This is a genomic window from Virgibacillus kimchii, assembly GCF_055379185.1.
Genome location: NZ_AP043951.1, coordinates 1,660,681 through 1,685,265 on the forward strand (window position 1 = coordinate 1,660,681; position 24,585 = coordinate 1,685,265).

The window sequence follows — 24,585 nt, forward strand, 5'->3', positions numbered from 1 at the left end:
CCTGTTATTATACTATAATGCAATGAATTGGAGGTAATATTAATGCTGCAGTCTTATTATACAGTAAAAAAAGAGGGAATGGACGAGATCATTATCCAGAAGTCCAGATTTATTGGATATGTCAGACGTGTGGAAAGCGAAGAGGCAGCACAAAAATTTATTCAGGAAATAAAGAAAAAACATTCGGATGCCACACATAATTGTTCCGCATATATGGTCGGGGAACATGATCAGATCCAAAAAGCAAATGACGACGGTGAGCCGAGCGGGACTGCCGGTGTGCCAATGCTGGAAGTGCTGAAAAAGCAAAAACTCAAGGATACTGCTGTTGTAGTGACAAGGTATTTTGGGGGCATTAAACTTGGGGCGGGCGGACTCATTCGTGCTTACGGTAACACCACTTCCCAGGCAATCAAAACAACCGGTGTCGTTAAAAGACAGCTCATGCAAGGGTTCTCTGTTACCATAGATTATACGCTGCTCGGGAAATTGGAAAATGAGCTCAGAAACTCTGAATATATTTTGGAGAAGATTAATTACCTGGATAAAGTGGAGTTTATCGTCTATGCAGAAAGTGGCAAAGAAGAAGGCTTTCAGGAGTGGATTACCAATTTAACAAGTGACCAGGCTGAAGTGCAGCAAACTGAACAGAAATATATAGAAATTGACGTGTAAAACAGCGGGACGGCTCTCCAATTGCATTATTGCAGGAGAGCCGTCCCTTTATTTTCTTATTCGGTTACTTTAAGGATGCCAACGCCGCCTTTAGTGGCATGGTTGAACTGGTGGGTAACAAATGGGTATTCGCCCGCTTCAGTTACCGTGAACTCCACCACTGCTCCACCACTTGCCGGAAGTATGACTGTTTGCAGTCCTTCCATATGGTTGGCAGGGTTTCCGTCGATATAGACATCATCAAACATGGTGCCTACGACGTGGAAAGAGCTAATTTCGTTCGGACCTACATTGTTGATATAGAAACGAACTTTGTCGCCTACTTCAGCGTGTAATGGTTCATCCTTCAGTGAAGTGGTCGTTCCGTCTGTATTAGGCTGGTCTCCGCCTTCCAGTGTTTTGGAAGAGAATACAACCTGGGACGGTACGCCGTTAGTCATATCATCCAAATCATTATATTGATACCATTCGTTTTGAATAATCGCATACTCACGATCCACCTCATCATCTGTCGGGAAGCCATCTTCCGGATGGACAATGATCACGCCGTGCATGCCATTGGCAATGTGGGAAAGGATCGGGTCCGTTCCACAGTGGTACATGAATACGCCCGGTTTTGAAGCGTCATAGACGAAAGTCTCTTCTTCCATCGGCTCCACATCGGCAAAACCTTTATCCGGTGCCGTATGAACAGCGTGGAAGTCCATGCTGTGCGGAATGGCCGGGTCCAGGTTTTCCATGGTGAAATGGATGGTGTCCCCTTCCATTACTTCCACGAGCGGGCCTGGCGCTTCGCCGTTAAACGTCCATGCTTTATAAAATTCGCCTGGTGCGATTTCAATATCCGTAATCTGGGAAGTCATCTTAATATATACATCCGAACCGTCACGTTCCATTTCAACCGGCACCGGCTCCTGATTCAGATCCTGGTGCGGTTTAATAACCTCCACCTCTTCAGCCGCATTTACTTCCTCCATGGAATCATCCAATTCCGGGGATGCTTCATCCACGGATGTTCCGCAGGCAGATAACAACAACGCAGCAGCACTCAGACCGGTAACAACATAACCCAATTTCTTCTTCAACATAATAATCACCTCATAAGATTATTTTTTGTTTAAAGATAAGGATTTTTTATTTTATCCACTCAATCAAATTGGTCCTGGATCTGCTGTGTTATCTGCTTGACTGAATGGCTCTTTCTTATCTCTGACTCTAGTATAGTTTTTTTCACCCTTCTCACCTGTGATTTAAATCACAAATATATGTGCAAAAATGAACAAAGTTTGACACGGTGAATATAGTGTAAACTTAATTCTATCGTGTATAGATTTTAACGAACTGTGTTTTATGTGATCTCTTCACAATGTGGGCAGCGAGGCATTTTATAGTCCTGGTTCGCAGGAAGCAGGTTGACATTCCCAGGGGGTTTACTATAGCATCCGGCTATAGAGTTTAGCCAGTCAACTTTATAATAATAAAAAACCCACCTTCTTAATAGATGGATTTTTAATGCACTTTCAGCAAAGCTATAAAGTATTTTTTGTTCGGCATGAAGCCTTTTATCAAATACAGCATAAATTCTTTGCAACAGAAGTACGGCCAAGACGTATTATTTATACGCTGCTTCATCTGTGATGATAGTGACATTAGGGTGTTCATGCAATATGGATGCCGGAAAACTTTCGGTAACTTTTCCGTTTAAAAGTTGAGTCAGGGTTTCCGATTTTTTCTCTCCGGAAATGAGCATAAGAATTTCCCTGCTTTCCATAATCGATTCTATTCCCATGGTAAGTGCCTGCGTCGGCACCTCTTCCATAGAGTTAAAAAAACGGGCGTTGGCCTGCCGGGTTGATTCATCCAATTCCACAATATGCGTTCTGCTTTTAAAAGGAGTGCCGGGTTCATTAAAGCCGATGTGCCCATTGAGCCCGATTCCCAGGACTTGCAGATCAATCTTGCCCGCACGCTCTATTTTCCTTTCGTATGCTTTGCATTCTTCTTCTAAATTCTCCGCTGTACCATTCGGCAAGTGTGCATTTTGGTCGGGCAGGTCAACTTGGCTAAATAAATGTTTATGCATGTAAAATGTATAACTGTTTGGATCTTCTGCATCCAATCCGACATATTCATCCAGATTAAATGTTTGTGCATCCGCAAAAGAAATTTTTCCTGTTTTATACTTTTCCACCAGGTATGCATACATTCCTTCCGGGGTAGAGCCGGTTGCCAGCCCCAGTACCGGGTTATCCTTAGCATTCAACGTACGAACCAATGTCTCTCCGGCACGCTCACTCATTTCCTGATAGTCCTTTACTTTGATGATGTTCATTACTTTTGCGCCTCCTCACTCTTAAAACTGATTACTCCGCGGCAAATTGAATATTGAACATTCAGTGCTTCATCCACTAAAAGCACATCTGCATCCTTCCCCACTGCAATACTGCCTTTTCGGTTCCAAACACGCAGTTGTTTTGCCGGGTTTTCTGCAGTCATACGCACAATATCGCGCATAGTTACATCAGGGAGATCAAGCATTTGCTTTGCACCTGCATTCATTTTTAGTATACTGCCTGCCAATGTGCCATCTGACAAAACTGCCCTGTCTTCGGAAACAGTTACCTGTTGGCCGCCCAGCTCATAATTTCCTTTTTTCAAACATTTTGCCCGCATGGCATCAGTAATTAACAGCAATCTTTCACTTCCCATATTGGCAAAAATTAAGGACAGCATTTCAGGCGAGACATGAACTCCATCAGCAATCAGCTCTGCCCGCAGCTCTTCCAGAAAAAAGGCTGCACCCACCACCCCTATATCCCGATGGTGAATACCGGTCATGGCGTTGCATAAATGCGTAACCTGGCGCACTCCATGATCCACCGCCTTTTTCATATCGGAAAATCCTGCCCCTGTATGGCCTGCTGAAACATTGATCCCGCTTTGATATAAGTACTCGATAAAACTTCCATCCTGGTCGAGTTCCGGCGCCATCGTAATGGATGTGACCCGGTCCCCTGCCAGTTGCTGCCATCTTTTAAATTGCTCCAAATCAGGATTCCTTATGTATTTCACAGGTTGGGCTCCGGCCTTATTTTTTTCAATAAAAGGACCTTCCAAATGAACACCAAGCATTTCCGCCTGCCCTGTTTTAGAATGATATGCCGATGCATTTTTCAAAGCAGCTTCCATATTTTCCGGAGACTGAGTAATCGTCGTAGCCAGAAATGCGGTCGTTCCTTCCTCAGGCAGCACCTCGGCTATGGTGTCCAGTGCTTCTTCCGTTGCATCCATGACATCAGCGCCGTTTGCACCGTGTATATGCCCGTCAATAAACCCGGGAATCAGAAACAGGCCTGTACCATCGACCACTTGTACATTGTCGGGAACAGTCTTCATTTCACCCGATTGAATAATTGTAATCTGCCCATCCTTCATCAGCACAGAGCCATTCTGAATAATCTCCTCCTCCAAATAAACAGTCGCATGTTTGATATACACTGAACCCACTGATTCCATACAAACCATCCTTATGGGGTCTGACCCCCCCAATTCTGAATTTTGTTTATTTTGACATAATTTTTGCTGGTACTGTTGTATTTTGATTCATTTGCGATAGACTGATTTCGTCCTTCAAAGTTTTTATCAATTCTTCTGCAGTGTTAATTTTTTGATTTTCTGTTTCTGTAATTACTTTGGTAAGCAAATCCTTATACCATTCCTGCTCCTTCATAATTCTTCCCGCCTTTTTCTCATCATGTCATTACCATACCATACCATAATTCTTCGCCAATTGCTGTCGAATATTGTCGTTTCCTCGCTTTTTTTATAAAAAATTGTAGAAACAAACCTGGTATATGCCTCATTGGAAAAACCAAACGGTCATGGAACATACTTCAGGATGACCTTTTTTTCCAATAATAGATGGACGTTAGCATAATCACAGCAGCAAACGCACCTAATGCATCCAGCACAACATCGCCAACATAAGGCGTTCGGTTTGGCGTAAATCCTTGATGAACTTCATCTGCAATAGCATATGCAACTGTTGCAAAAAACGAAATGGCTACAGCATATTTAAATTGCAGTTCCGTCGATTTTCTTAAGGCGATAAAAAAGAAGCAGGCCAACAGAAAAAACACCGCAACATGTGCTCCTTTGCGGATAAAAAACTCAATAAATCCGGCAACTCCATGTGTCTCCACACTTACTGCGGACCCATTATACGTAAAAGATATCCAGTTCACCAGCGGCTCAATAGACGACAGATTCATCCCGTCTGCAAGCAACGGCCGCATATCCTGATTTTCGTATGGCTGGCTTGAAGAATAAAAAATAACTCCCATCCACAAAAGAGGCAGGAGCCAATATATATATTTTTTCATTTTGTGTAATCTCCCGTTTATCTTTCCGGAAAGATTCAATTCCTGAAAGTCCATATGTGTGACGGCAGCTTATCTTTCTCTGCTTAAATTTAATTTCCTTGCTTACTTCGCCATTTATTAAATTCGAGATATTCCTTGAACTGTTCTTTGGAAACACCTGATTCCATTGCTTCCTGAACTATTTCCAGCCATTCCTCATCCAGCTCATCTTCGTTAACCTTCTCCCTGTCGTCTTTAATCAGTTCATTTACGGAAACGTTCAATACTGCACTTACCTTTTCAATAAACTGGATCGATGGATTTGTTTGAAGATTTCGTTCGATAGAGCTAAGATATGATTTTGCTACACCGGCTTTTTCAGCCAGCTCGGAAATAGACATTTTATTTTCTTTCCTCAACTGCTTTATCTTTTCACCGATCAAGTTCTCACCTTCTTTCAACGGAAATTATACCATAAAGAAGGTAAAGAGTTCTATTTTTATATTTAAAACTTATCCACCTCCATTTTTTTCTGCTTCCTCCAAAAACTCACGTATCTCCTCCGTAGTAATGCCCAATGTCTTCGCACTTTTGATCAGCCTGACCCACTCATCATCCAACGCTATTTTTTTTACCGTACTCTGCATCATTTAACCCCCTGTTTCTTATTCCACTCCAACCTTTTAAAATGACATGATGCACGTTTTTAAATATGTATAAATATAATAACCGCTATGACTATTATACTATATAACCCACGCCTTTTGGGTAGGTTGTTTTGTCAAAATGCAACTAGTTTTGTAGGTTATTCTTTATTTTCTTGTCGAAAAGGCTTTAGCTTGGCAAGAGCATAAAAACAGTGCTTTAGACTCATTTTATGCTCTTTTTCTGTATTGGTTATATTTATATAGCAATAAGCCGTTGACCAATAGAACGCCCCCTAATATTAGAAACAGAAAAATATTGGTCGCAGTTTGAGGAAGGGTCCCTCCGATTCCAGATGAAGATCCACTGCTCCCTCCTGCAGAAGAGGCTTCACTGTCAGAAGATGGAGTAGCATCACTTCCAATAAACCCTGGCAATTCAACAGCTGCTTCCTCCTGTGTACTATTTGCCGTAAAGATGATGGTAAACGCTGTATTTAATCCCTGATACTCATTGCCCAATTCTTCCGGAAACCGAATTGTGAGTTCCAGTTCCTCCTGTTCTCCCTGTTCCAGGAATCTTTCCTCGAGGTTCTCAAAGTCTGCGAGTTTTCCATCATATAATGCTGTACCGGACGCCGTTATTTCCAACAGCAGCTCCCGGAATAGCTTATCCGATTCTTCATTCTCCATATGCATGATGTAGGAAAAATCCTGCGCGCCCCTGTTTTCTACGGTAACCGTTCTTGGAGCCCAATCTCCCGGCTTCATATTTTCCACTTGAAATAATGTATCTTCCGGTGATACACCAATGGAAATTTCTTCATCTGCTGCAACCGGCTTATTTAGAGATGGTGAAAGACCAATGAGCAGAGCAACTATTATAGAAAGCAATAATTTTTTAAGTTTCATAAGCATCTTCCTCACATAAGACTTTTATTATTGCAGGCAGGAAAACATCGTCCTTCCTGCCTGATCCGTAGTACTGTAAACGAAAGCTTAACGGGAAGCTGGTATTTTATGAATCTGTACTGGCGGCTTTTTTTTCATTTTCCAATTCTCCCAGCGCTCTCCAGATGGAAATGGCGGAATACCCGACCATCAACACGCCCGGAAGCACGAGGAATACTAAAGCGCCATTTGGTGTCTGGGCAAAATTAATGATGTAGCCGGCATACGGAACGGTAAACCCGGAATAACCCGCAACCACATTTTCAGCCAGTACCGGGCTGGAGTCCGGTGCGTTATTGTTATCCCCTTTTGTTGTATATATCACCCCGTCGTTTGTCTCATTTACTTCCACAATCCGGTGGGTAACCAATTTATCCTGAGATTCCATAAAGGTAATGATGTCCCCCTCCACAAAGCCGGAGCCATCTTCTACCGTTTGTACTGCAATAATCGAACCTGTTTGAAATTCCGGTTCCATCGATCCGGACAGAACCGTTTTCAACTGATAGCCGAAAACTTCCGGTTCCCCGCCGGAAACTTTGGTATAGACAAATAAGGTGGCCACGCCGATTAACAAAACCATAAGCACCGCACTGACAAAACTGTTCATCCATTTTAAAAACTTTCTTTTTTTCATGACTCCTCACCCTCTTCCTCTGCTTCCTCTGTTTCTTCGTCTTCTATTTCTTCTTCAATTATTTCCTCTTCATGTTCTTTGCTGTTTTCATTTTTCTCTTCAGATTCTTTCGCTTCACTTTCTTCATTTACACTTTCATCTGCATCCTGTTCCGGTCTTTCCTCTTTCTCCGTTTCAGGATCTGCTTCATTTTCAGGTTCAGCCTCTTCCTCCGTTTCTGTCTCTGCATCTACTTCCGCCTTCCCTGACGGACAGTTAACAATGACCCACTTACTCCATACGGTGTCTCCCTCTGGATGACCCTCTGGCTGCTCTGCTAAAAAGGCATACACCCCTGGTTGTTGTGCAATATGGGTCAATTCTGTTGATTGACCAGGCTCCAACGCAGGTATACTCCCTTCGTCTTCCGGTAAATCAAGTTTCACCCCATGTTTTTCCGGGTTGCCATTTTCGATATAATAGATATCATACACACTGCCATCCACCATATCTCCATCACCGGTATTTTTTATTTCGGTACTGATTTCAACAGGATCACATGATTTTATGTTTGTGTTGCCGTTTTCCATAAATGATAATGAACTTCCATCCCAGCCATCGGCCCAAAATCCGGCATGGACCTTCGCATCAGCCTCCTCCGCATCATAAAAGTGGGCAGCAGTTCCTGATGTTAAATAGCTAATGGAAAAAACAACCAAATACCAGATCAGTACAAGTTTTACAAGAAAAAAAGCTACAGGAAATTGCCTTCTAAATTTTCTTAACCGTTTACTTCGCATCCTCATTCTCCTTTCAAACTGGGGCCAATATATCACCGGGCGGGAAGGCTATCCGGTAATATGTGAGTGACAATTATGTAAATCTTTCCGGCGCTACCTACCTTAATCAAATGCATTTCTGTGTACTCATAAATACACAACTTGTCATATATTTATGAATGCACATAAATGCCAAATGATACATATGTGACCTGAAAAACTTCATATCTTTTCAGGTCACATTTAGCAAGGAAGGAGATCACCGGCCGTATTTAGATAGGATTAATCTTCTGTCTGCATTGCTTCAAACGTCCATTCCAGCTCCATGGAGTTACCCTGGTATTTATTCTGGCTGCTGTCCGTTTGTATAAATTCAAATGCTGCATATACTGCTGCATCTTCATCCCCGGAGCCAAAGTCTTCAATTAGAATTACATCTTCATCCTTAAGATCAGCAAGCGTCATTTCTTCTTCTATTAATTCCTCATCGTCCACTTTGACTGAAGTAAGCAGTATTTGTTTATCGAAATCATTTTCAGTTATTTCCCCGTTTTTATCCCGGATGGCATGCTCGGAATAAAGCGTGACATCCCTGATATCCAATGAGCCTTCATTTCTCAAATTGAATGTATAATCAAACGTATCCCCGGGCTTTTTGTTTTCAAACTCAAACAATACCCCTTCGTCATCAATATTTGTAACACCAAGATCCAATGTCCCGGCAGTTATATTGTTGTTTGTCTGAACCGAGTCACTGAAATAGGCAAATGTGCCACCGCTGACGAGCACAATTCCCAAGACGCCAATCAGCATGCTCATCACAAGTTTTTCCTTAATGGCCATGTTTTCTCCCTCCTGTTTGAATCTGTGCTTTTATGAAATGAGTCTGGACTTAACTTTAAACACTGAAGAAAATCCGAACAAATAGTGTTAATAGAGTGTCACCGACCGCCCCGGGAATATACTTCGCTTTCCGCAGGCGGCTAATGAGCCTCCTCGGGCGCACGGCGCCCTGCGGGGTCTCATCGATGCCTTTTATCCTGCTGGAGTCTCCGTATATTCCCGGAGCTGGGTAAGTGGTTTGTTTGGCAATTTCTACAATAAAATAGGTATGACCCAGCCTCACTTTCTTATTTAATCATTTACTTATTTTTCTTGGCCTTCACCCTGGAAGCCTTCAAATGTCCAGTTAAGCTCTAAGTCAAGGTTTTGTAGATCATTTTGCGCTTCTCCTGTATCATTAAAGCGGAATTGTACGTCGAATTCTGCCGTATCACCAGCCATGATTCCAGTCACTTCTTCTGGGACATCTTCAAACACCGGGTCTACAGTTATCCACTTACCAAAGATAGGCCAGATAATCCACTGCCAATATTCATACCCTTCTTCTGTCATAATTTCTTCAATATCTACTTTTGTTGCTAAATCTTCCGGTGTAAGATCACGTAAATCTTTTAAACTAACTTCAAATAATACTTCGTAATCTTCATCACCAGTTGTATTTTTTAGAAATTGAACATAAAGCTGCTCTGCATACTTGTCAGCTAAGGTAGAGCCAACATTTTCTCCATCTCTAGTGACGTTATAATCCGTATTAAGTTCTACATAAGCAATATCCAGGCTACCGTTATTTTCAAGTTCAAAATCTCTAGGCATCCAGTCACCCGGCTTAATATTCTCCATTGGAACTTGGATTTCAGGATCAACATCTAAATTAATTGTCCCGGAAGCAAATGTATTCGTCTGCTCTGCCGTATCACTAAAATAAGCAAACGTTCCTCCGCCGATTAGTCCAACACCCATTACTGCAGTTGCGATTCCCATACCTAACTTTTTCTTTAAACTCATTTGTTCATTCCTCCTAATAATGTGTAATAAAATTAACTATTTCCCGCTGAATTCCTGATGAGTGGTACAGATTTGACATGATAGTTTCTAAAACTGTTACACCTCCAGAGAATCTCCCCCTTCCGTATGTATCCGTTCGTTATACTAATACTTGCTGAATCTTCCTGCTGCACCACAACCGTTCGTTTTTGCGGTTATTTTTGTAAGTTATAACGAACAACCTAATTGCAGTATAGGGCATTTTTCCCAGAAAGAAAAACGTTAAAAAGAACGATTTATGCTATATTAAGAACAATTTTCTGTATTTTTCTTTATTTTGCTCTGATTTACTTAGTTTTTCATTTTTTTTAAATTTATTTGTGCCTTATTAAGAACGACAGTTCAATTAATACAGCAACTTGACTTGTAATTCCTCAAATCTACGGGACGGGGTAGTTTGACCTATCCATGATTTGCACAATGAAAACACGTTTCCATTTATCACTTATCAGGACGATAAACGAACTACGAAGAAACATAACCATTTGGAACGTCCTTGTACTATAAAGAGCCGATACAAATATCTGCACCATGATGATCAAATCACCCCCGACTCGGTTATCAAGAAACACTTTGCATTACCAGCCAAATACTTATGAGTAACTAGACCGCGAGGATTTATTCCTATAAAATTACAGAAAAGAAAATTGTGGATGCAGATGGCCGGACCATGTTCGTGCCTACCGCCCCTGATGAAGTATTGACGCTCTCCACCTGTTACCCATTTAACTTCGTAGGTAGCGAGCCCGACCGCTATATTTTCACTGCACTTCCTATAGAAGAAACTGGTTCGTATACCGAACGGGGTGGAAAATTACGCAGAAGTTGAATGCATAACTATCTGCGTAATTTTTCTTTCTCTATATATTTTCACATTTGTCCAAAAACCATATAGACTAAATGGACTATTTTCGATATAATCTATCCAGATATGATAATTTTTAGCAAACTTTGCTGAAAAGTGTAATGTTGATTTATCTGCAGTTGCTCATGTGCCGTCAGATACTGCACTTTCACTGAAATACATCCGTAAAACAGGTTTCACAGAAAACTGCACTTTTATAAGCAAAAGTTCTGCTACAGAGGAGAATACGAGTGAGTTCAAGAATGAATAAACACAGAAAAAAACGTAAATGGCTTTACTGGGTTGGTGGCATTTTTCTCGTTTTTCTACTATTAATAGGCGGATTTGGCTTTTATATGTATGACAAACTGGGGGATACAGTTGAAACGATGCATGATCCGTTGGAAAGAGACAGTGACCCCGAAAGACAGAAGGAACTGGAAGAAATTTTTCAGGAAAGCAAATCCCTTAATATCCTCTTGCTTGGTGTGGATTCACGTGAGGGCGATGCAGGTCGTTCCGATACCATGATTCTATTGTCGCTGAATCCGCAAACGGATTCCATGCTTATGTTCAGTATACCGCGTGACACATATGTTAATATCCCGGGGCGCGGTATGGATAAGATCAACCATGCCTATGCATTCGGTAATGTGGATTTATCCGTACAGACCGTGGAAGATGCATTTGATCTGCCTATTCACTACTATGCGCGGGTAAACATGGAAGGCTTCCAGCAGGGTGTGGATGCCATTGGCGGCGTTACGGTCAGAAATACCCAGGCATTCTCCCAGGGCGGTTCTGATTTTGCAGAGGGGGAAATTCGCTTAAACGGTGCAGAGGCGCTGGATTATATCCGTATGCGTAAAAATGATCCACGCGGCGATTTGGGCCGTAACGAAAGGCAGCGTGAAGTAATTCAGGCTGCGTTAAATGAAGGTGCAAGTTTTTCCAGCATTACCAAAGTCGGTGAAATCCTGGATATATTGGGCGGCAATGTGAAAACCGATCTGAATATGGGTAATATGCAGTCCTTATTCAGCAGCTACCGTGGAACCCAACGAAATACCACCACTCTGGAAATTGAAGGTACCGGAGAGATGATTAACGGCATATGGTACTATGTCGTTTCGGACGAAGAATTCAATCGGATCAGCAATGAAGTTAAAAATCATATGGAAGCAAGCTAGCCAACACGTTGAATGCAGACAAAAAAGTCACCTGGAGTTACACCAGTGTGACTTTTCCATTTATCCGCCAATTTACCAATTGAAAGACAAAAAGGAAAGATTGGGTAAGCGGATTTAACGATTTGTTCATTTTTTCGTATAAATAAAATGCTATAATAATATTATGTACAATATTGCGGGGGATCAAAATGAGAAAGATATTCATGTTTTCTATTATTATTTTCATTACAATGTTAGCTGCATGTTCAGAAGAACAAACAACACCAAATGAAAGGTTTGACATTTACGTAGACCAATGGAACAATTTGGAGTTTGACAAAATGTACAGCATGCTTACGCCGGAATCCAGAGAATCATACCCAATAGATCAATTTGCTGATCGTTACAATAAAATTTACGAAGATTTGGCAGTTTCCGATTTACAGATTGCCTTTGACCCTATTGAAGAGGAAATGCTTGAACAGGCAATGGAAGAAGGAACTGCAACGCTTCCCTTTACAGTTGATATGGATACCATCGGAGGCGAAATTAACTTCTCCTATGAAGCCACCCTGCATGAACTTCAGGAGGGGGATGAGGAAGAGGAAGTAAATTGGTTTGTGGAATGGGATCCCGGTTTTATTTTCCCTGAATTGAAAGATGGCGGGGAAATCAGTATACAAACAGTTCAGCCAAAACGAGGAGAAATTTTGGATAGGAATCAGATGCCTTTGGCTATGAATGATATCGTTTATGAAATTGGATTTGTACCTGAAAGCATGGGGGATAATCCCGAAGACAGCATTAGCCGGGCAGCCGATCTATTAGGTATGGCTGAAGAAAATATTGAAACAGCGCTGAATGCCGATTGGGTGGAACCGAATTTATTTGTCCCACTGAAACAAGTAGCATTGACGGATGAAGAAACACTCCATCAGCTTTGGGACGTTCCGGGAATTACCAATCGGGAAGTGAGTGGTCGTGTGTATCCAGCCGGGGAAGCAGCCGCCCACCTTACAGGCTATATCGGGGATATTACCGCAGAAGAATTGGAAGAAGCAGAACCAGGGGTGTACAGTGCAACCGACGTCATTGGAAAACGCGGCTTGGAACAATGGTACGAGGATAAATTAAGAGGAGAAAACGGTGTTACCATTGTTATTTCAAAAGAAGATGAAGAGGATGTTGTTTTAGCGGAAACACCGGTTCAGGACGGAGAAAATATTACACTTACAATCGACATCAATCTACAGGAAAAGATATATGATGCATATCAGGAAGAAGAAGACAGCGGTACTGCTGCAGCTATTGATCCGGTAACAGGAGAAACGCTTGCGCTTGTAAGCAGCCCCGCTTTTGATCCAAATGATATATTATATGGAACAACTCCCAACCTATGGGATACATTGCAAAATAATGAACAAAATCCACTGGTCAATCGTTTTTCCGCCACGTTTGCTCCCGGATCTGTCATAAAACCACTAACAGCAGCCATTGGTCTGGAGAATGGCACGATCGATCCGGATGAAGGTATTGAAATAGAAGGGTTGACTTGGAGCAATGGTGAGGAGTGGGGTGAATATGAGGTGCGCCGTGTTTCCGAATCGGGCAGCCCGGTGGATTTAATGGATGCCATGGTGCGCTCGGATAACATTTACTTTGCCATGCAGGGAGTGGAAATGGGTGGTGAAGCATTTGTGAGCGGTATGGAAAATATCGGATTTGGTGAGGAGCTTCCATTTGAATATCCGATCAGCCCTTCTGCCGTTTCAAACAGCGGAGAAATGGATGACGAGGTGATGCTTGCCAATGCCAGTTACGGCCAGGGACAATTGGAGATGAGCGCATTGCATCTCGCTGTCGGCTATACGATGTTTATCAATGAAGGGAACATGTTGAGACCAACATTCTTAACCAGTGAAGAAACAAACCAGGTTTGGCAGGAAAGCTTCATATCTGCCGACCAGGCAAGTTTAATTGCTGATTCTTTAAGAGCGGTAGTTACAGACGGTACTGCCACTGTTGCCGACGAGGCGGATTTTCCGATATCCGGCAAGACAGGAACAGCCGAATTAAAACTGACCGGAGAAGATGACTCCGCCCAGGAAAACGGCTGGTTTGTCGGCTATCCAACGGATGATCCGGAGGTATTAATTGCCATGATGATTGAAAATACACAAGACAGGGGCGGCAGCGGATATACTGCTGAAAAAGTAACTGATCTGCTTATTGATATTCACTAATTCTTTGCATAAGGTTTCAATCATGGAAAAAATGGGAAACTTATTTAATGACCTGATAGATTGACTTTCTATCAGGTCGGCTTTTTTCACAGCTGCCATTTTCCCTGTGGTGGCACATGTGTGTTCAGGGGAGGACCTACAGCTTTTTCAATAACTTATAAAAACTGTCCCGGTCTCCCTGATCAAGTGCACGGTCAATGAGACGCTTAACATTTAATCGTTCCAGTTCATCGATTACCATATCATTATCGTAAATCATGTCAAACTTGTCCTGCGGATAACAATAAGGTTTTACAAACCGATGCAGTTCAACAAGAAAATCGGTCATTTGTATAAAACGGGTAAGGGTTATGTAAATAATGTTCTGGCCCCGTTGGAAAGCATAAATATCATGAGGGTTAACAATCTGCCCCGTTACACGGTTTACTTTAATTTTCCTTGCTTTCATCGGGATAAAATTATATTCTTTATAATTGATCAGTATCGTAAAATCACTTTTGGCTAAAACAAGATACACATAGTCACTATCAGTTTCCAAGTGATACGGTTTGATCGTTTTAAATGCCAGCATAATTTACTTTCACCTCCATCAAAATAATTTTTTATCAACTTACCTCTTCCCTTCGTTTACACAAATGAAACTTGTTTTTTCAGTTTTTTCCAAATCGTTCTTTAATAAGAACTAAGCCCTTGGTTTAGTATAGTATAAAATACCTACAAGGTAAAGTGAATAATAAAAATATTTTATTATTTTTTAAGTTTCCGCAAACTGTTTGTTTTTAATTTTCTTCACCAAAGTGGTTCGTTAGCTTTATATCCGTGTATACTGATAGTCAGAAGCTTTTCATTTATATTTGAAAGGAGTGAGCCGATGCCTAAATTACGTCATCTTATACTATTATTGCTGTTTGCTGGAGTCTTATGGCATTTTTACGGTGAATCCTTTCAGCAGGACGGGGTTGAAGGAGTCATTTCTTCTATTCAATCCGATATTGTCAACGTGCTTGAAAACCCTGAAGTAAATGATACAATCCAATACTTGAATAATGAAATTGAACAGATTTACAGCAGATTAACGGGAAATGAACCGCAGGAAGTGCAACCGGAAGTGGCTCAGGTGGAACGTCCAGACCTGGAAGAACCGAATGCACAGTCATTTTCCATCCATAACGTAGAAATTGGCGATGATCGCTCCGATGTGGAGCAGGAAGCCGGCAGTGCAGAAAGAGAAACTTTGAATGAATACGGAACAACGTGGGCTGCATATCATGAGAATTACCAAAACTTTTTCATGGCTGCCTATGATGAAAATAATAAGGTAGTTGGGTTATACACGAACCAGGATCTTCTGGCTTCCAATCAAGGCATTAGCTATGGCAGTTCCAGTGAAACTGTTTTTGATGCATTGGATGCACCGATTACGGCGATCCGCAAAGGGTTTACAAACTATGAAATTGATGGAAACGGCGAATATAATATGTTTGACATGGATAATAATTATGTTACCATTTTTTTCGATTTACATGAGAATCATACCGTGACCGCCATTCAAATTATAAGCAAAGATTTGGAACAGGAAAAAGAAGGGTTCTTTGGGGAACCGGGCGAAGATCTCAAAGAGGGTCTTGAATATCAATTATTTGATATTACCAACGCAGCAAGGGTTGCCCGGGACCTGGCTCCTTTGGATTGGCATGAACCTGTAAGAGAGACAGCCCGGAAGCATAGCGTGGATATGGCGGAAAATAATTATTTCGGTCATACCAACCTTAACGGTGAGTCCCCTTTCGATCGGATGGAAGCAGATGCCATTTCCTTTCAAATGGCCGGAGAGAACCTTGCAGCTGGACAAACGAGCAGTATTTTTGCTCATGAAGGGTTAATGAATTCCTCCGGTCACAGAGAAAATATATTAAAACCCGGCTACCGGGAAATGGGAGTCGGTGTCGCCTTTAATGAAGACGCCCAACCTTTTTATACCGAGAAGTTCTTAACGAAATAATAAAAGCATGCTGCGAGTAAATCCGGTGCAGCATGCTTTTTTATTGGCGAGGTGTTCGGTAAAAGAAACGACGTTCAGATTGGATGACTACAGCTTATTTTAATTATAAAAATTTCCCGAGACAGCGCGTCGTCTATTTTATTAAGTTATTTCTGCAACTGAAGCCCGTCCCCGGTTACGTACCGCAAAAGGTTTGATATGGGGTACTGGTTGGTTCAGGCGGCTGGCTGTATGCTTCCTGTTCTTTAGTATAGGCGTAAGGATTGGACAGAACTTCCATCAGTCGGTGCATGACAGAGTAATCCTGATGTTCAACAGCAGCTTCCAGTGCTTCTTCTACTTTGTGATTTCTAGGGATGATGGACGGATTATTGGCCTTCATCCATGCTTGAATGTCTTCATTTGACGCACCTTCACTTTCCTTTCTTTTTTTCCATTTGGTTTTCCATTCCTGGAAACCCTTACTGTGAAACATGTCGCTGTCATTCAGTTCTTCATTTAACGTAAGCGCACGGAAAGTATTCGTAAAATCAGCCTTGTGTTCCTCCATTAACTGTAACAGGGTTTTGACGAGTGTTTCATCCCCATCTTCTTCATCCATTAGTCCCAGCTTCTTTCTCATGCCGGATAACCAATAATGCCGGTAATACTTTGCATAGTTGGCCAATTCCTGCTGCGCTGTTTCCACCGCTTGGTCCCTATTCTCATGAAATAATGGCAGCAACGCTTCCGCAAAGCGGGCCAGATTCCATTCCCCTATCCCGGGCTGATTCCCATAGGCATATCGGCCGTTTACATCAATGGAGCTAAAAACGGTTTTTGGATCATAATCATTCATGAACGCACAAGGTCCATAATCAATCGTTTCCCCGCTGATCGTCATATTGTCCGTATTCATCACACCATGAATAAAACCAGTCAGCTGCCATTTCGCGATGAGCCGGGCCTGACGCTCCAATACTTTTCGATAAAATGATACATAGGGATTCTCTGCCTCTTTCATTTCCGGAAAATGACGATTTATCGTATAGTCGGCCAAGGCTTTCAAGTCATTAATTGATCCCCAGCGTGCTGCAAATTCAAACGTACCCACCCGTATATGGCTGGAGGCAACACGCGTGACAATGGCACCCGTCAAAAAAGTTTCCCTCCTTACTTTTTCCCCGGTAGTCGTTACTGCCAGGCTGCGGGAGGTCGGGATTCCCAGTCCATGCATCGCTTCACTGATAATATGCTCCCGAAGCATCGGACCAAGTGCTGCCCTGCCGTCTCCCCCGCGGGAATATGGTGTTTTTCCTGCACCCTTCAGCTGGATATCAAACCGCTCCCCGGACGGGGATAATTTCTCCCCCATTAATACCGCACGACCATCCCCGAGCATTGTAAAGTGGCCAAACTGATGGCCTGCATAAGCCTGAGCAAGCGGGTCTGCTTCTTCCGGCAGCTGATTGCCAGAAAATACATTTGCCAATGCATCTTCGTTCAGCTTATCTGTTTCCAGTCCAAGGGATTTTGCGAGCGGGTGATTGAAAATGACCAACGCAGGTTCCTCGGCTTTGGCCGGCTGCTGCTTTGTATAAAATAAATCCGGTAATGCAGCATAACTGCTATCCAAACCCCACGCTATCTGATTAATCGTTTGCGTACCCATATATATGATCCACCCTTGCAATAATATATTTCCTTTAGATTAACATACATTATGTTCTCCTGTTGTTTTACTATTCCCTATGACGAGAGGATTCATGTTGAAAATAGGAATTCTGTGTGTTTCTGACATGAAAAAGACCAAACCGGTGAATGATTTGGCCTTTTTCTTCCTGTTTCATTTGTCCTTTTCCCACTAATTACTTTCCTGCTCCCTTTTATTCTGCCGTTTTTCAAACAAATTGCCTAAACGGCTGTTACGGGTAATATACTTTTCGATTTCCACGATAATAAATACGGCCAAGCCTACCATAATCGGTATGATCCAATATTCAATATCCATGGATGCCGTACCGAAGGCAGCTTGCAATACCGGTACATACGTAAGGCCGAGCTGGAATAAAATAAGCGCACCTGTTACAATAAAAGCTACTTTATTGGAAAAGAAACCTTTTGTCAGTGCTGCATCCCTTTCACTCCGGCAATTATACAAATAAAACATTTCCGCAAAAACAATTGTGTTCAGTACAATCGTCTGAATTAATGCATGGTCATATCCCTGATTTGTTAAGTTTACTGTTATATATATGGAAGATAAACCTACAATCAGCGAAACATACACGATCCGGAATATATAGTAGCCATTCAGTAAAGCAGCTTTTCTTGGTCTGGGCGGGCGGCTCATCGCCCCTTTTTCCAGATTTTCAAAAACAAGCGCGAAAGCTATCGTGACCGCTGTAATTAAATTCACCCATAAAATCTGTACGGGAGTTAATACAACCGCAATTCCAAGCATCACACTGCCTGCGACAAGCAGGGCTTCCGCTCCGTTGGTAGGAAGCATAAATAGGATTGTTTTCCGCAGATTATCATATACCCTTCTGCCTTCTTCCACCGCATCATAAATCGTTTTAAAGTTATCATCAGCCAGTACCATTTTGGAAGCATCCTTGGACACTTCCGTTCCCTTGATCCCCATCGCCACGCCAATATCCGCTTTTTTCAGGGAAGGCGCATCATTTACACCATCACCGGTCATGGAAACAATTTCGCCATTTTTTTGCAATGCATCAATCAGCTGCAATTTATTTTGTGGACTTGTCCTTGCAAAAATATCATATTTTTTCACTGCTTCCTGCAGCTCTTCCTCCGACATTTTATCTAACTCTCTGCCTTCCAGGGCACCATGGCCATTGCCGATTCCGAGCTGTTTCCCGATCGCATGCGCTGTTTCCGGATGGTCTCCCGTGATCATCTTAACCGCGATGCCCGCCTGCTTGCATGCTTTAATGGCATCGATGGCTTCCTCTCTCGGCGGGTCAATAATACCGGTTAAACCGAGAAAGACGACTTCTCTGAACAAATCGTCATGATCAATGGATTCCGTGTCATCAGGCACCTTTTTATAGGCTGCCCCAAGTACCCGCTCTCCTTTTTTGGCCAGCTGCACCATTTTTTCTTCCCAATGATCCCGCTTAAAAGGATGGTCTGTTGTTTCCTCGTACTGCGCCATTTCAAAAAGTCTGTCCGGTGCACCTTTAATGAAAACATATTTTTCATTGTTATATTCGCCGAGTACTGCCATATATTTATACTCGGAGTCAAATGGTATTTTATCTATTTTTGTCACATTCGGCAGTTCTTCATTTGCCTTTTCGGCGAGTGTTACGAGTGAACCGTCCGTTGGTTCCCCGTTGATCGCCCAATGTCCATCTTCATCCTTTGTCAACGCTGCATCGTTTGCAGTTTTCATCGTTAAAAGTACATTTTTTACATAATCATCCGCAGATATATTGACTTCTTCTCCATGGTGAAGAATCTGTCCTTCCGGAGAATAACCCAAACCGGTTACTTCATAATTTTTTTCCCGAGTGAAAATGGAACGTACCGTCATTTCATTTTTCGTCAGTGTCCCTGTCTTGTCCGAATTGATGACAGAGACGGATCCGAGGGTTTCAACAGAAGGGAGGTTTCGGACAATAGCATTCCTTTTTGCCATGTTTTGTACACCAATAGCAAGAAGAATGGACATAATAGCGGGCAGTCCTTCCGGTATGGCCGCTACGATGAGGGCAATAATAGAAAGCGCCAATTCTCCAATAGGATAATCACGCAAAAATAAAGCAAAGAAAAACAGTGCGATACCGAACACCACAATCGCAACGGAAATTTGCTTTCCAAACTTGGTTGTCTGTTCGATCAGCGGTGTTTTAATTTCTTCCACTTCTGCAATGGAGCGGTTAATTTTCCCGATTTCTGTATCATTACCGGTTTCCACTACAACCCCAGTGGCTGTGCCATTCGTAACCGTCGTTCCTGAAAAAGCCATGTTTATTCTGTCCCCGAGTACGGTATCTTCCTTTAGTGGTTGGGTGTTTTTCTCCACAGATAAAGATTCACCGGTAAGTGGAGATTCCTCAACTTTCAAGTTATTTGTTTGCAATAGACGTATGTCAGCCGGGATTTTATCTCCTGATTGCAAAAGTACAATATCCCCTTTTACTACATCTTCTGCTTCAATTTCCACTCGCTTTCCATTCCGTATTACATTGGCATGCAAAGAGAGCATACCTTTAATGGCATCGAGGGCTTTTTCCGCTTTATTTTCCTGAAGATATCCGATGAGGGCATTGATCACCACTACTGCAAGAATAACGACAGTGTCTATCATATGGCCAAGCAGTGTCGTAATAATTGCCGCCACCAGCAATACATAGATCAGCATATCGTTAAATTGCTTCATAAATTTCTTGAATTTCGATTCTTTTTTGGCACCTGTCAATTTATTCTTTCCATATTGCTCCTGCCGCTTCACTACTTCTTCCGCAGTAAGCCCGCTATCCTCATTGACATCCAAGTCCTTTAATACATCATCAGCATTTAACTCATACCAGCGATCATATTCCCTACTCATTTCCTCACCCTTTCTTTAACAACACCGGGACGGTTCTCCTGTTGTATAAGCCTTATTCCACTTTACTAATAAGGTGAGAGAACCGTCCATTCATATAATAAAGTTGCCAATCTTAACCACCTATATTCACTATACATAAAATGCGATGACCCTTTCAAACGGAAACAAGAGAAGCATCTCCTTGTTTCACTGCCTGTTTTACAATTTTTGTGCCGGTTTTTCCCTGCAGTGCTTCCGCTGCTTTATTCAAGGAAGTAATAATACAGCTCCTGCCGTTACCGGATGCAGCAAAATCAATGCCCGCTCTTACTTTCGGCAGCATGCTGCCAGGTGCGAAATGGCCTTCTTTCAGCAGCTCTTCCACTTCTTCCGTTCCTACCACGTGAAGTGCCTGTTCATCCGGTGTGTTGAAATGAATATAAGCATGATCTACTTCCGTCAGCATTAACAGTACATCGGCGTTAATTTCCTCTGCCAGCTTCCGGGATGCAAAATCCTTATCGATGACACCCTCGACCCCGATATACCTTCCTCTACGATGAATCACCGGCACACCGCCTCCACCGGCACAAATAACGATGTGATCACTTTCGATTAAAGTCCGGATTGATTTATCTTCCAGAATATTTATCGGTAATGGAGATGGAACGACTTTTCTCCACCCTCTATTCGCATCTTCTACATATGTTTCCCCTGTTTCCTCCATCAACTGTTCTGCTTCTTTTTCCGTATAGAACGGACCGATTGGTTTGACCGGGTTCCAAAATGCTGGATCTGCTGCGTCTACCTCTACCCTGGTTACCAAAGAAACAACCGGTTTGGATACACCAAGCTCCTTTAACCGTAAGTCAATGGCATTCTGCAGCCAGTACCCGATCATCCCCTGGCTCATCGCCCCGCAAGTATCCAACGGCATGGCCGGCAAATCCGCACTTTCTGCTTGCATTTGCTGCAAATAAATATTGCCTACCTGCGGACCGTTGCCATGGGTAATCACAAGCTCATGCCCGTCTTTAATCAGTTTGGCTAGTTGTATCGCGGTTTTTTCCAATCCTTTTAATTGTGACTGGGCAGTCCCATTTCCTGCTTGGATCGCATTACCACCAAGCGCCACGACAATTCTCTTCCTTTCCATGTTGCTCACCTCTTTGTATGATGCAGGGTAAAAGATGGCCCCTGCATCAATTATTTTCTTTCCTGTTTGTTGCAGCCATAATCGCTTTAATCGTGTGCATTCGATTCTCCGCCTGATCAAAGACGACGGAATTTTCACTTTGAAACACTTCATCTGTTACTTCCATCTCGTTCAGACCGTATTCTTCATAAACCTGCTTTCCCACCTCGGTGTTCAAATCATGAAAAGCCGGAAGACAGTGTAAAAACAGCACATTTTTGTTGCCGGTTAACTCCAGCATCTCTTTGTTAACCTGATAAGGTTTCAGCAAGTTGATTCGCTCTCCGAATTGCTCCTCTTCACCCATGGATACCCACACATCTGTATATATCGCATCTGCACCATCCACAGCTTTTGCTACATCCGAAGTGACCATCACTTTCGCCTTTGATTCTTCCGCCAACTCTTCCGCATAGGTGATGAGTTCTTGATCCGGCAGAAGTGTCTCGGGAGCGCAAATGCGGATATCCATCCCAACTTTTGCACCGCCAATTAATAAACTGGTGGCTACATTATTTCTGCCGTCGCCGACATAAACGAGCCGCACCCCTTTCAGGTGTCCCACATTTTCTTTTATAGTAAGAAAATCCGCCAATATTTGGGTTGGATGGTAGTCATCTGTCAACCCATTCCATACTGGAACTCCTGCATTCTGCCCCAGTTCTTCCACGGTTTCGTGTTTAAACCCGCGGTATTGGATGCCATCAAACATTCTGCCAAGCACAATCGCAGTATCACGGACGGACTCCTTCTTCCCGAATTGCACATCCGCTTTCCCCAAATACTCAGGGTGTGCGCCTAAGTCCACACATGCTACCGTGAACGCACAGCGCGTTCTTGTGGACGGCTTTTCAAATAACAGGGCAATATTTTGTCCTTCCAGAAAACGGTGAGCTTCACCGTCTTTCTTCATTTCCTTCAGTTCCTTAGCAAAGTCAATTAAATAGTTAATTTCCTCTTCCGAAAAATCTGTAAGTGTCAAAAAATTTCTTCCCCGCAGATCTATCGTGGTCGTTTCCATTTGAAAAACCTCCTTGGTTTTTTACTAAAATTGAAACCGGCTGCATGGGCAGGTTCAAACAACAAATGCTCTCCCCTGCCCATCACTCCCTGCAAAAATTCATAGCTAGAGCAAAACTGTTATGCTCATAGAAGCCATGACAATAATAGATAAAACAATCAAAAGCTTCCAGACGTGCTTGAAATATACGTTATACGGGACACGGGCTATCGCCAATGCTCCCATAATAACGGCGCTGGTCGGTGTAATTAAATTTACTACTCCGGCAGCACTTTGAAAAGCGGTCACTGCCATTTCCCTTCCTACGCCGGCAAAGTCGGCCAAAGGTGCCATGATTGGCATGGACATCGTCGCCAATCCGGATGTGGACGGCACCAGGAATGATAATGGCAGATAGAACAAGTAAGCCAGGTTGGAGAATAATACCGGCCCTACCCCGTCCAACAACTGCTCTCCCCAATGCAGCACGGTTGCTGTCATTCCACCATCTGCCATGACAACAGAAATACCTCTTGATATGCCAATAATTAAAGCTACACCAAGTAAATCTCTCGCCCCATCAACAAAAGTGCTGGTGAAGTTTTCCTCTCCCATTCTGTAAATAAAGGCGATAACAATGGAAGCAAACAGAAAGAGCAAGGTTAATTCACCGAACCACCAGTCACCCAGCGGCATGACATTTCCAAGAAACGGACCGATGACCGGGATGTTTAAGAAAAAGTTGTTTATGTTATCAAAAATGTGGATGTTAAATTTATCTGCCCATGGTATGACACCAAGAACCATAAATAAAAAAGTGATACCAAACACCCACAATACTGCTTTTCGCTTTCCGGTTAAATCCAATAACTTTTCGGATTGTCCGCTTAGAAAGTACGCTTCATTATCCTTTTTCATATCGTACACCAGGGATTTGGAAGGATCTTCTTTCACCCGTTTGGCATATCTCATAACAAAGAAAATAGTTACAGCGAGTGTGAGAATAAGGATAATTACCCGAAGTATAATCCCTTCACCGATGGAGATTCCTGCAAAGCCTGATGCAATCCCTGTTGAAAACGGGTTCATCGTGGAGCCAAGCACACCAACACCTGATCCTAGCGCGATAATTGATACTGCAGTCAGAGAGTCATACCCTGCTGCTATTAAAATCGGAATGAGCAATGGATAAAAGGCAATGGTTTCTTCCGCCATTCCGTAAGTGGTTCCACCAAGGGCGAATAAAACCATCAGTACCGGAATAAGCAGATGCTCCCTGCCTTCCATTCCTTTTACAATACGGCCGATTCCTGCATCAATTGCCCCGGTTTTCATTACAACGCCAAGAAATCCGCCAATAACCAGGACGAAAAAGGCAATATCCTGCGCATCAAAGAAACCGCGAATAGGTGCGTACAGTACTTCCCATATACCTTGGGGATTTTGTTCCATTTCAGTATAAGTGCCAGGTACCGGCTGCAAATCATCTCCCAGGATCTCGTATTGACCGGCAGGCACGATCCAGGTTAGTATAGCAATCACTATAATAATGAGAAATAACAGGGTGTACGCAGAGGGCATTTTAAATTTACTTTTTTTCTTTTCCATGTCTCTCCCTCCTCATCAAATAATTTCCTTCCTGAGTTACCATCTTTCAAACATGACTACATCTACTATTT

24 protein-coding genes are annotated in these 24,585 nt (G+C 42.6%); 5 read left to right on the forward strand and 19 right to left on the reverse strand.

What is annotated here, in order from left to right:
* Nucleotides 1-42 precede the first annotated feature (42 nt).
* Nucleotides 43-675 (forward strand): YigZ family protein, encoded by a 633-nt coding sequence (locus tag ACZ42C_RS08395; protein WP_461182882.1) that lies wholly within the window; start codon nt 43-45, stop codon nt 673-675.
* Nucleotides 676-731: 56 nt separating this feature from the next.
* Here the strand turns inward: ACZ42C_RS08395 and ACZ42C_RS08400 are convergent, their stop codons facing one another.
* The 12 genes from ACZ42C_RS08400 to ACZ42C_RS08455 form a co-directional block, all read right to left on the reverse strand.
* Nucleotides 732-1,760 carry a multicopper oxidase domain-containing protein gene (locus ACZ42C_RS08400; RefSeq protein ID WP_461183824.1) on the reverse strand — a complete coding sequence of 343 codons (1,029 nt, stop codon included), beginning with the start codon at nt 1,758-1,760 and terminating at the stop codon, nt 732-734.
* 527 nt (nt 1,761-2,287) lie between these two features.
* A complete protein-coding gene (gene nagB / locus ACZ42C_RS08405) occupies nt 2,288-3,007 on the reverse strand; it encodes a glucosamine-6-phosphate deaminase (RefSeq protein WP_461183251.1) in 720 nt (239 codons plus the stop codon).
* Nucleotides 3,007-4,191: an N-acetylglucosamine-6-phosphate deacetylase gene (nagA, locus tag ACZ42C_RS08410; RefSeq protein ID WP_461183250.1), complete on the reverse strand. Its 1,185-nt coding sequence runs from the start codon at nt 4,189-4,191 to the stop codon at nt 3,007-3,009. Before nagA ends, nagB begins: the two co-directional genes overlap by 1 nt.
* Before the next feature lie 46 nt (nt 4,192-4,237).
* On the reverse strand, nt 4,238-4,405 hold the full coding sequence (locus ACZ42C_RS08415) for a hypothetical protein (RefSeq protein WP_461183249.1): 168 nt from the start codon (nt 4,403-4,405) through the stop codon (nt 4,238-4,240).
* 163 nt (nt 4,406-4,568) lie between these two features.
* Nucleotides 4,569-5,057, reverse strand: a complete 489-nt coding sequence (locus tag ACZ42C_RS08420) for a VanZ family protein (protein ID WP_461183248.1) — start codon at nt 5,055-5,057, stop codon at nt 4,569-4,571.
* Between the two features lie 89 nt (nt 5,058-5,146).
* Complete coding sequence (locus ACZ42C_RS08425; RefSeq protein ID WP_461183247.1) at nt 5,147-5,479, reverse strand: helix-turn-helix domain-containing protein; 333 nt, start codon at nt 5,477-5,479, stop codon at nt 5,147-5,149.
* 69 nt (nt 5,480-5,548) lie between these two features.
* Entirely contained in the window at nt 5,549-5,686 is a 138-nt protein-coding gene (locus tag ACZ42C_RS08430; RefSeq protein WP_464891348.1) for an anti-repressor SinI family protein, read from the reverse strand.
* A gap of 225 nt (nt 5,687-5,911) precedes the next feature.
* Complete coding sequence (locus ACZ42C_RS08435) at nt 5,912-6,592, reverse strand: hypothetical protein (protein ID WP_461183245.1); 681 nt, start codon at nt 6,590-6,592, stop codon at nt 5,912-5,914.
* A 106-nt stretch (nt 6,593-6,698) separates the two neighbouring features.
* On the reverse strand, nt 6,699-7,268 hold the full coding sequence (gene sipW / locus ACZ42C_RS08440; RefSeq protein ID WP_461183244.1) for a signal peptidase I SipW: 570 nt from the start codon (nt 7,266-7,268) through the stop codon (nt 6,699-6,701).
* On the reverse strand, nt 7,265-8,047 hold the full coding sequence (gene tapA / locus ACZ42C_RS08445) for an amyloid fiber anchoring/assembly protein TapA (protein WP_461183243.1): 783 nt from the start codon (nt 8,045-8,047) through the stop codon (nt 7,265-7,267). The genes sipW and tapA overlap by 4 nt, the downstream gene beginning before the upstream one ends.
* 261 nt (nt 8,048-8,308) lie before the next feature.
* Nucleotides 8,309-8,869 (reverse strand): TasA family protein, encoded by a 561-nt coding sequence (locus ACZ42C_RS08450; protein WP_461183242.1) that lies wholly within the window; start codon nt 8,867-8,869, stop codon nt 8,309-8,311.
* 303 nt (nt 8,870-9,172) lie between these two features.
* Complete coding sequence (locus ACZ42C_RS08455) at nt 9,173-9,874, reverse strand: TasA family protein (RefSeq protein ID WP_461183241.1); 702 nt, start codon at nt 9,872-9,874, stop codon at nt 9,173-9,175.
* Nucleotides 9,875-10,529: 655 nt separating this feature from the next.
* On the opposite strand from ACZ42C_RS08455, the gene ACZ42C_RS08460 reads away from it, so the two are divergent.
* From ACZ42C_RS08460 to ACZ42C_RS08470, 3 genes are all read left to right on the forward strand, one after another.
* Entirely contained in the window at nt 10,530-10,742 is a 213-nt protein-coding gene (locus ACZ42C_RS08460; RefSeq protein WP_461183252.1) for a sortase domain-containing protein, read from the forward strand.
* Nucleotides 10,743-11,008: 266 nt separating this feature from the next.
* Nucleotides 11,009-11,947: an LCP family glycopolymer transferase gene (locus tag ACZ42C_RS08465; RefSeq protein ID WP_461183240.1), complete on the forward strand. Its 939-nt coding sequence runs from the start codon at nt 11,009-11,011 to the stop codon at nt 11,945-11,947.
* Nucleotides 11,948-12,135: 188 nt separating this feature from the next.
* A complete protein-coding gene (locus ACZ42C_RS08470) occupies nt 12,136-14,169 on the forward strand; it encodes a penicillin-binding transpeptidase domain-containing protein (protein ID WP_461183239.1) in 2,034 nt (677 codons plus the stop codon).
* A 136-nt stretch (nt 14,170-14,305) separates the two neighbouring features.
* On the opposite strand, the gene ACZ42C_RS08475 is transcribed toward ACZ42C_RS08470, so the two are convergent.
* Nucleotides 14,306-14,740, reverse strand: a complete 435-nt coding sequence (locus ACZ42C_RS08475; RefSeq protein WP_461183238.1) for an IDEAL domain-containing protein — start codon at nt 14,738-14,740, stop codon at nt 14,306-14,308.
* Between the two features lie 300 nt (nt 14,741-15,040).
* Here ACZ42C_RS08475 and ACZ42C_RS08480 point away from each other — a divergent pair, with 300 nt between their 5' ends.
* Nucleotides 15,041-16,171 carry a CAP domain-containing protein gene (locus ACZ42C_RS08480; protein ID WP_461183237.1) on the forward strand — a complete coding sequence of 377 codons (1,131 nt, stop codon included), beginning with the start codon at nt 15,041-15,043 and terminating at the stop codon, nt 16,169-16,171.
* 175 nt (nt 16,172-16,346) lie between these two features.
* Here the strand turns inward: ACZ42C_RS08480 and ACZ42C_RS08485 are convergent, their stop codons facing one another.
* From ACZ42C_RS08485 to ACZ42C_RS08510, 6 genes are all read right to left on the reverse strand, one after another.
* Nucleotides 16,347-17,822: a protein adenylyltransferase SelO gene (locus ACZ42C_RS08485; protein WP_461183236.1), complete on the reverse strand. Its 1,476-nt coding sequence runs from the start codon at nt 17,820-17,822 to the stop codon at nt 16,347-16,349.
* A 70-nt stretch (nt 17,823-17,892) separates the two neighbouring features.
* Nucleotides 17,893-18,015, reverse strand: a complete 123-nt coding sequence (locus ACZ42C_RS08490; RefSeq protein ID WP_464891349.1) for a hypothetical protein — start codon at nt 18,013-18,015, stop codon at nt 17,893-17,895.
* Nucleotides 18,015-20,732, reverse strand: coding sequence for a cation-transporting P-type ATPase (locus ACZ42C_RS08495; protein ID WP_461183235.1), 2,718 nt, complete (start codon nt 20,730-20,732; stop codon nt 18,015-18,017). The genes ACZ42C_RS08490 and ACZ42C_RS08495 overlap by 1 nt, the downstream gene beginning before the upstream one ends.
* Nucleotides 20,733-20,886: 154 nt before the next feature.
* Nucleotides 20,887-21,867 (reverse strand): carbamate kinase, encoded by a 981-nt coding sequence (gene arcC / locus ACZ42C_RS08500; protein WP_461183234.1) that lies wholly within the window; start codon nt 21,865-21,867, stop codon nt 20,887-20,889.
* Between the two features lie 46 nt (nt 21,868-21,913).
* Nucleotides 21,914-22,927 (reverse strand): ornithine carbamoyltransferase, encoded by a 1,014-nt coding sequence (gene argF / locus ACZ42C_RS08505; RefSeq protein ID WP_461183233.1) that lies wholly within the window; start codon nt 22,925-22,927, stop codon nt 21,914-21,916.
* Nucleotides 22,928-23,032: 105 nt separating this feature from the next.
* On the reverse strand, nt 23,033-24,514 hold the full coding sequence (locus ACZ42C_RS08510) for a YfcC family protein (RefSeq protein WP_461183232.1): 1,482 nt from the start codon (nt 24,512-24,514) through the stop codon (nt 23,033-23,035).
* Between the last annotated feature and the right edge of the window lie 71 nt (nt 24,515-24,585).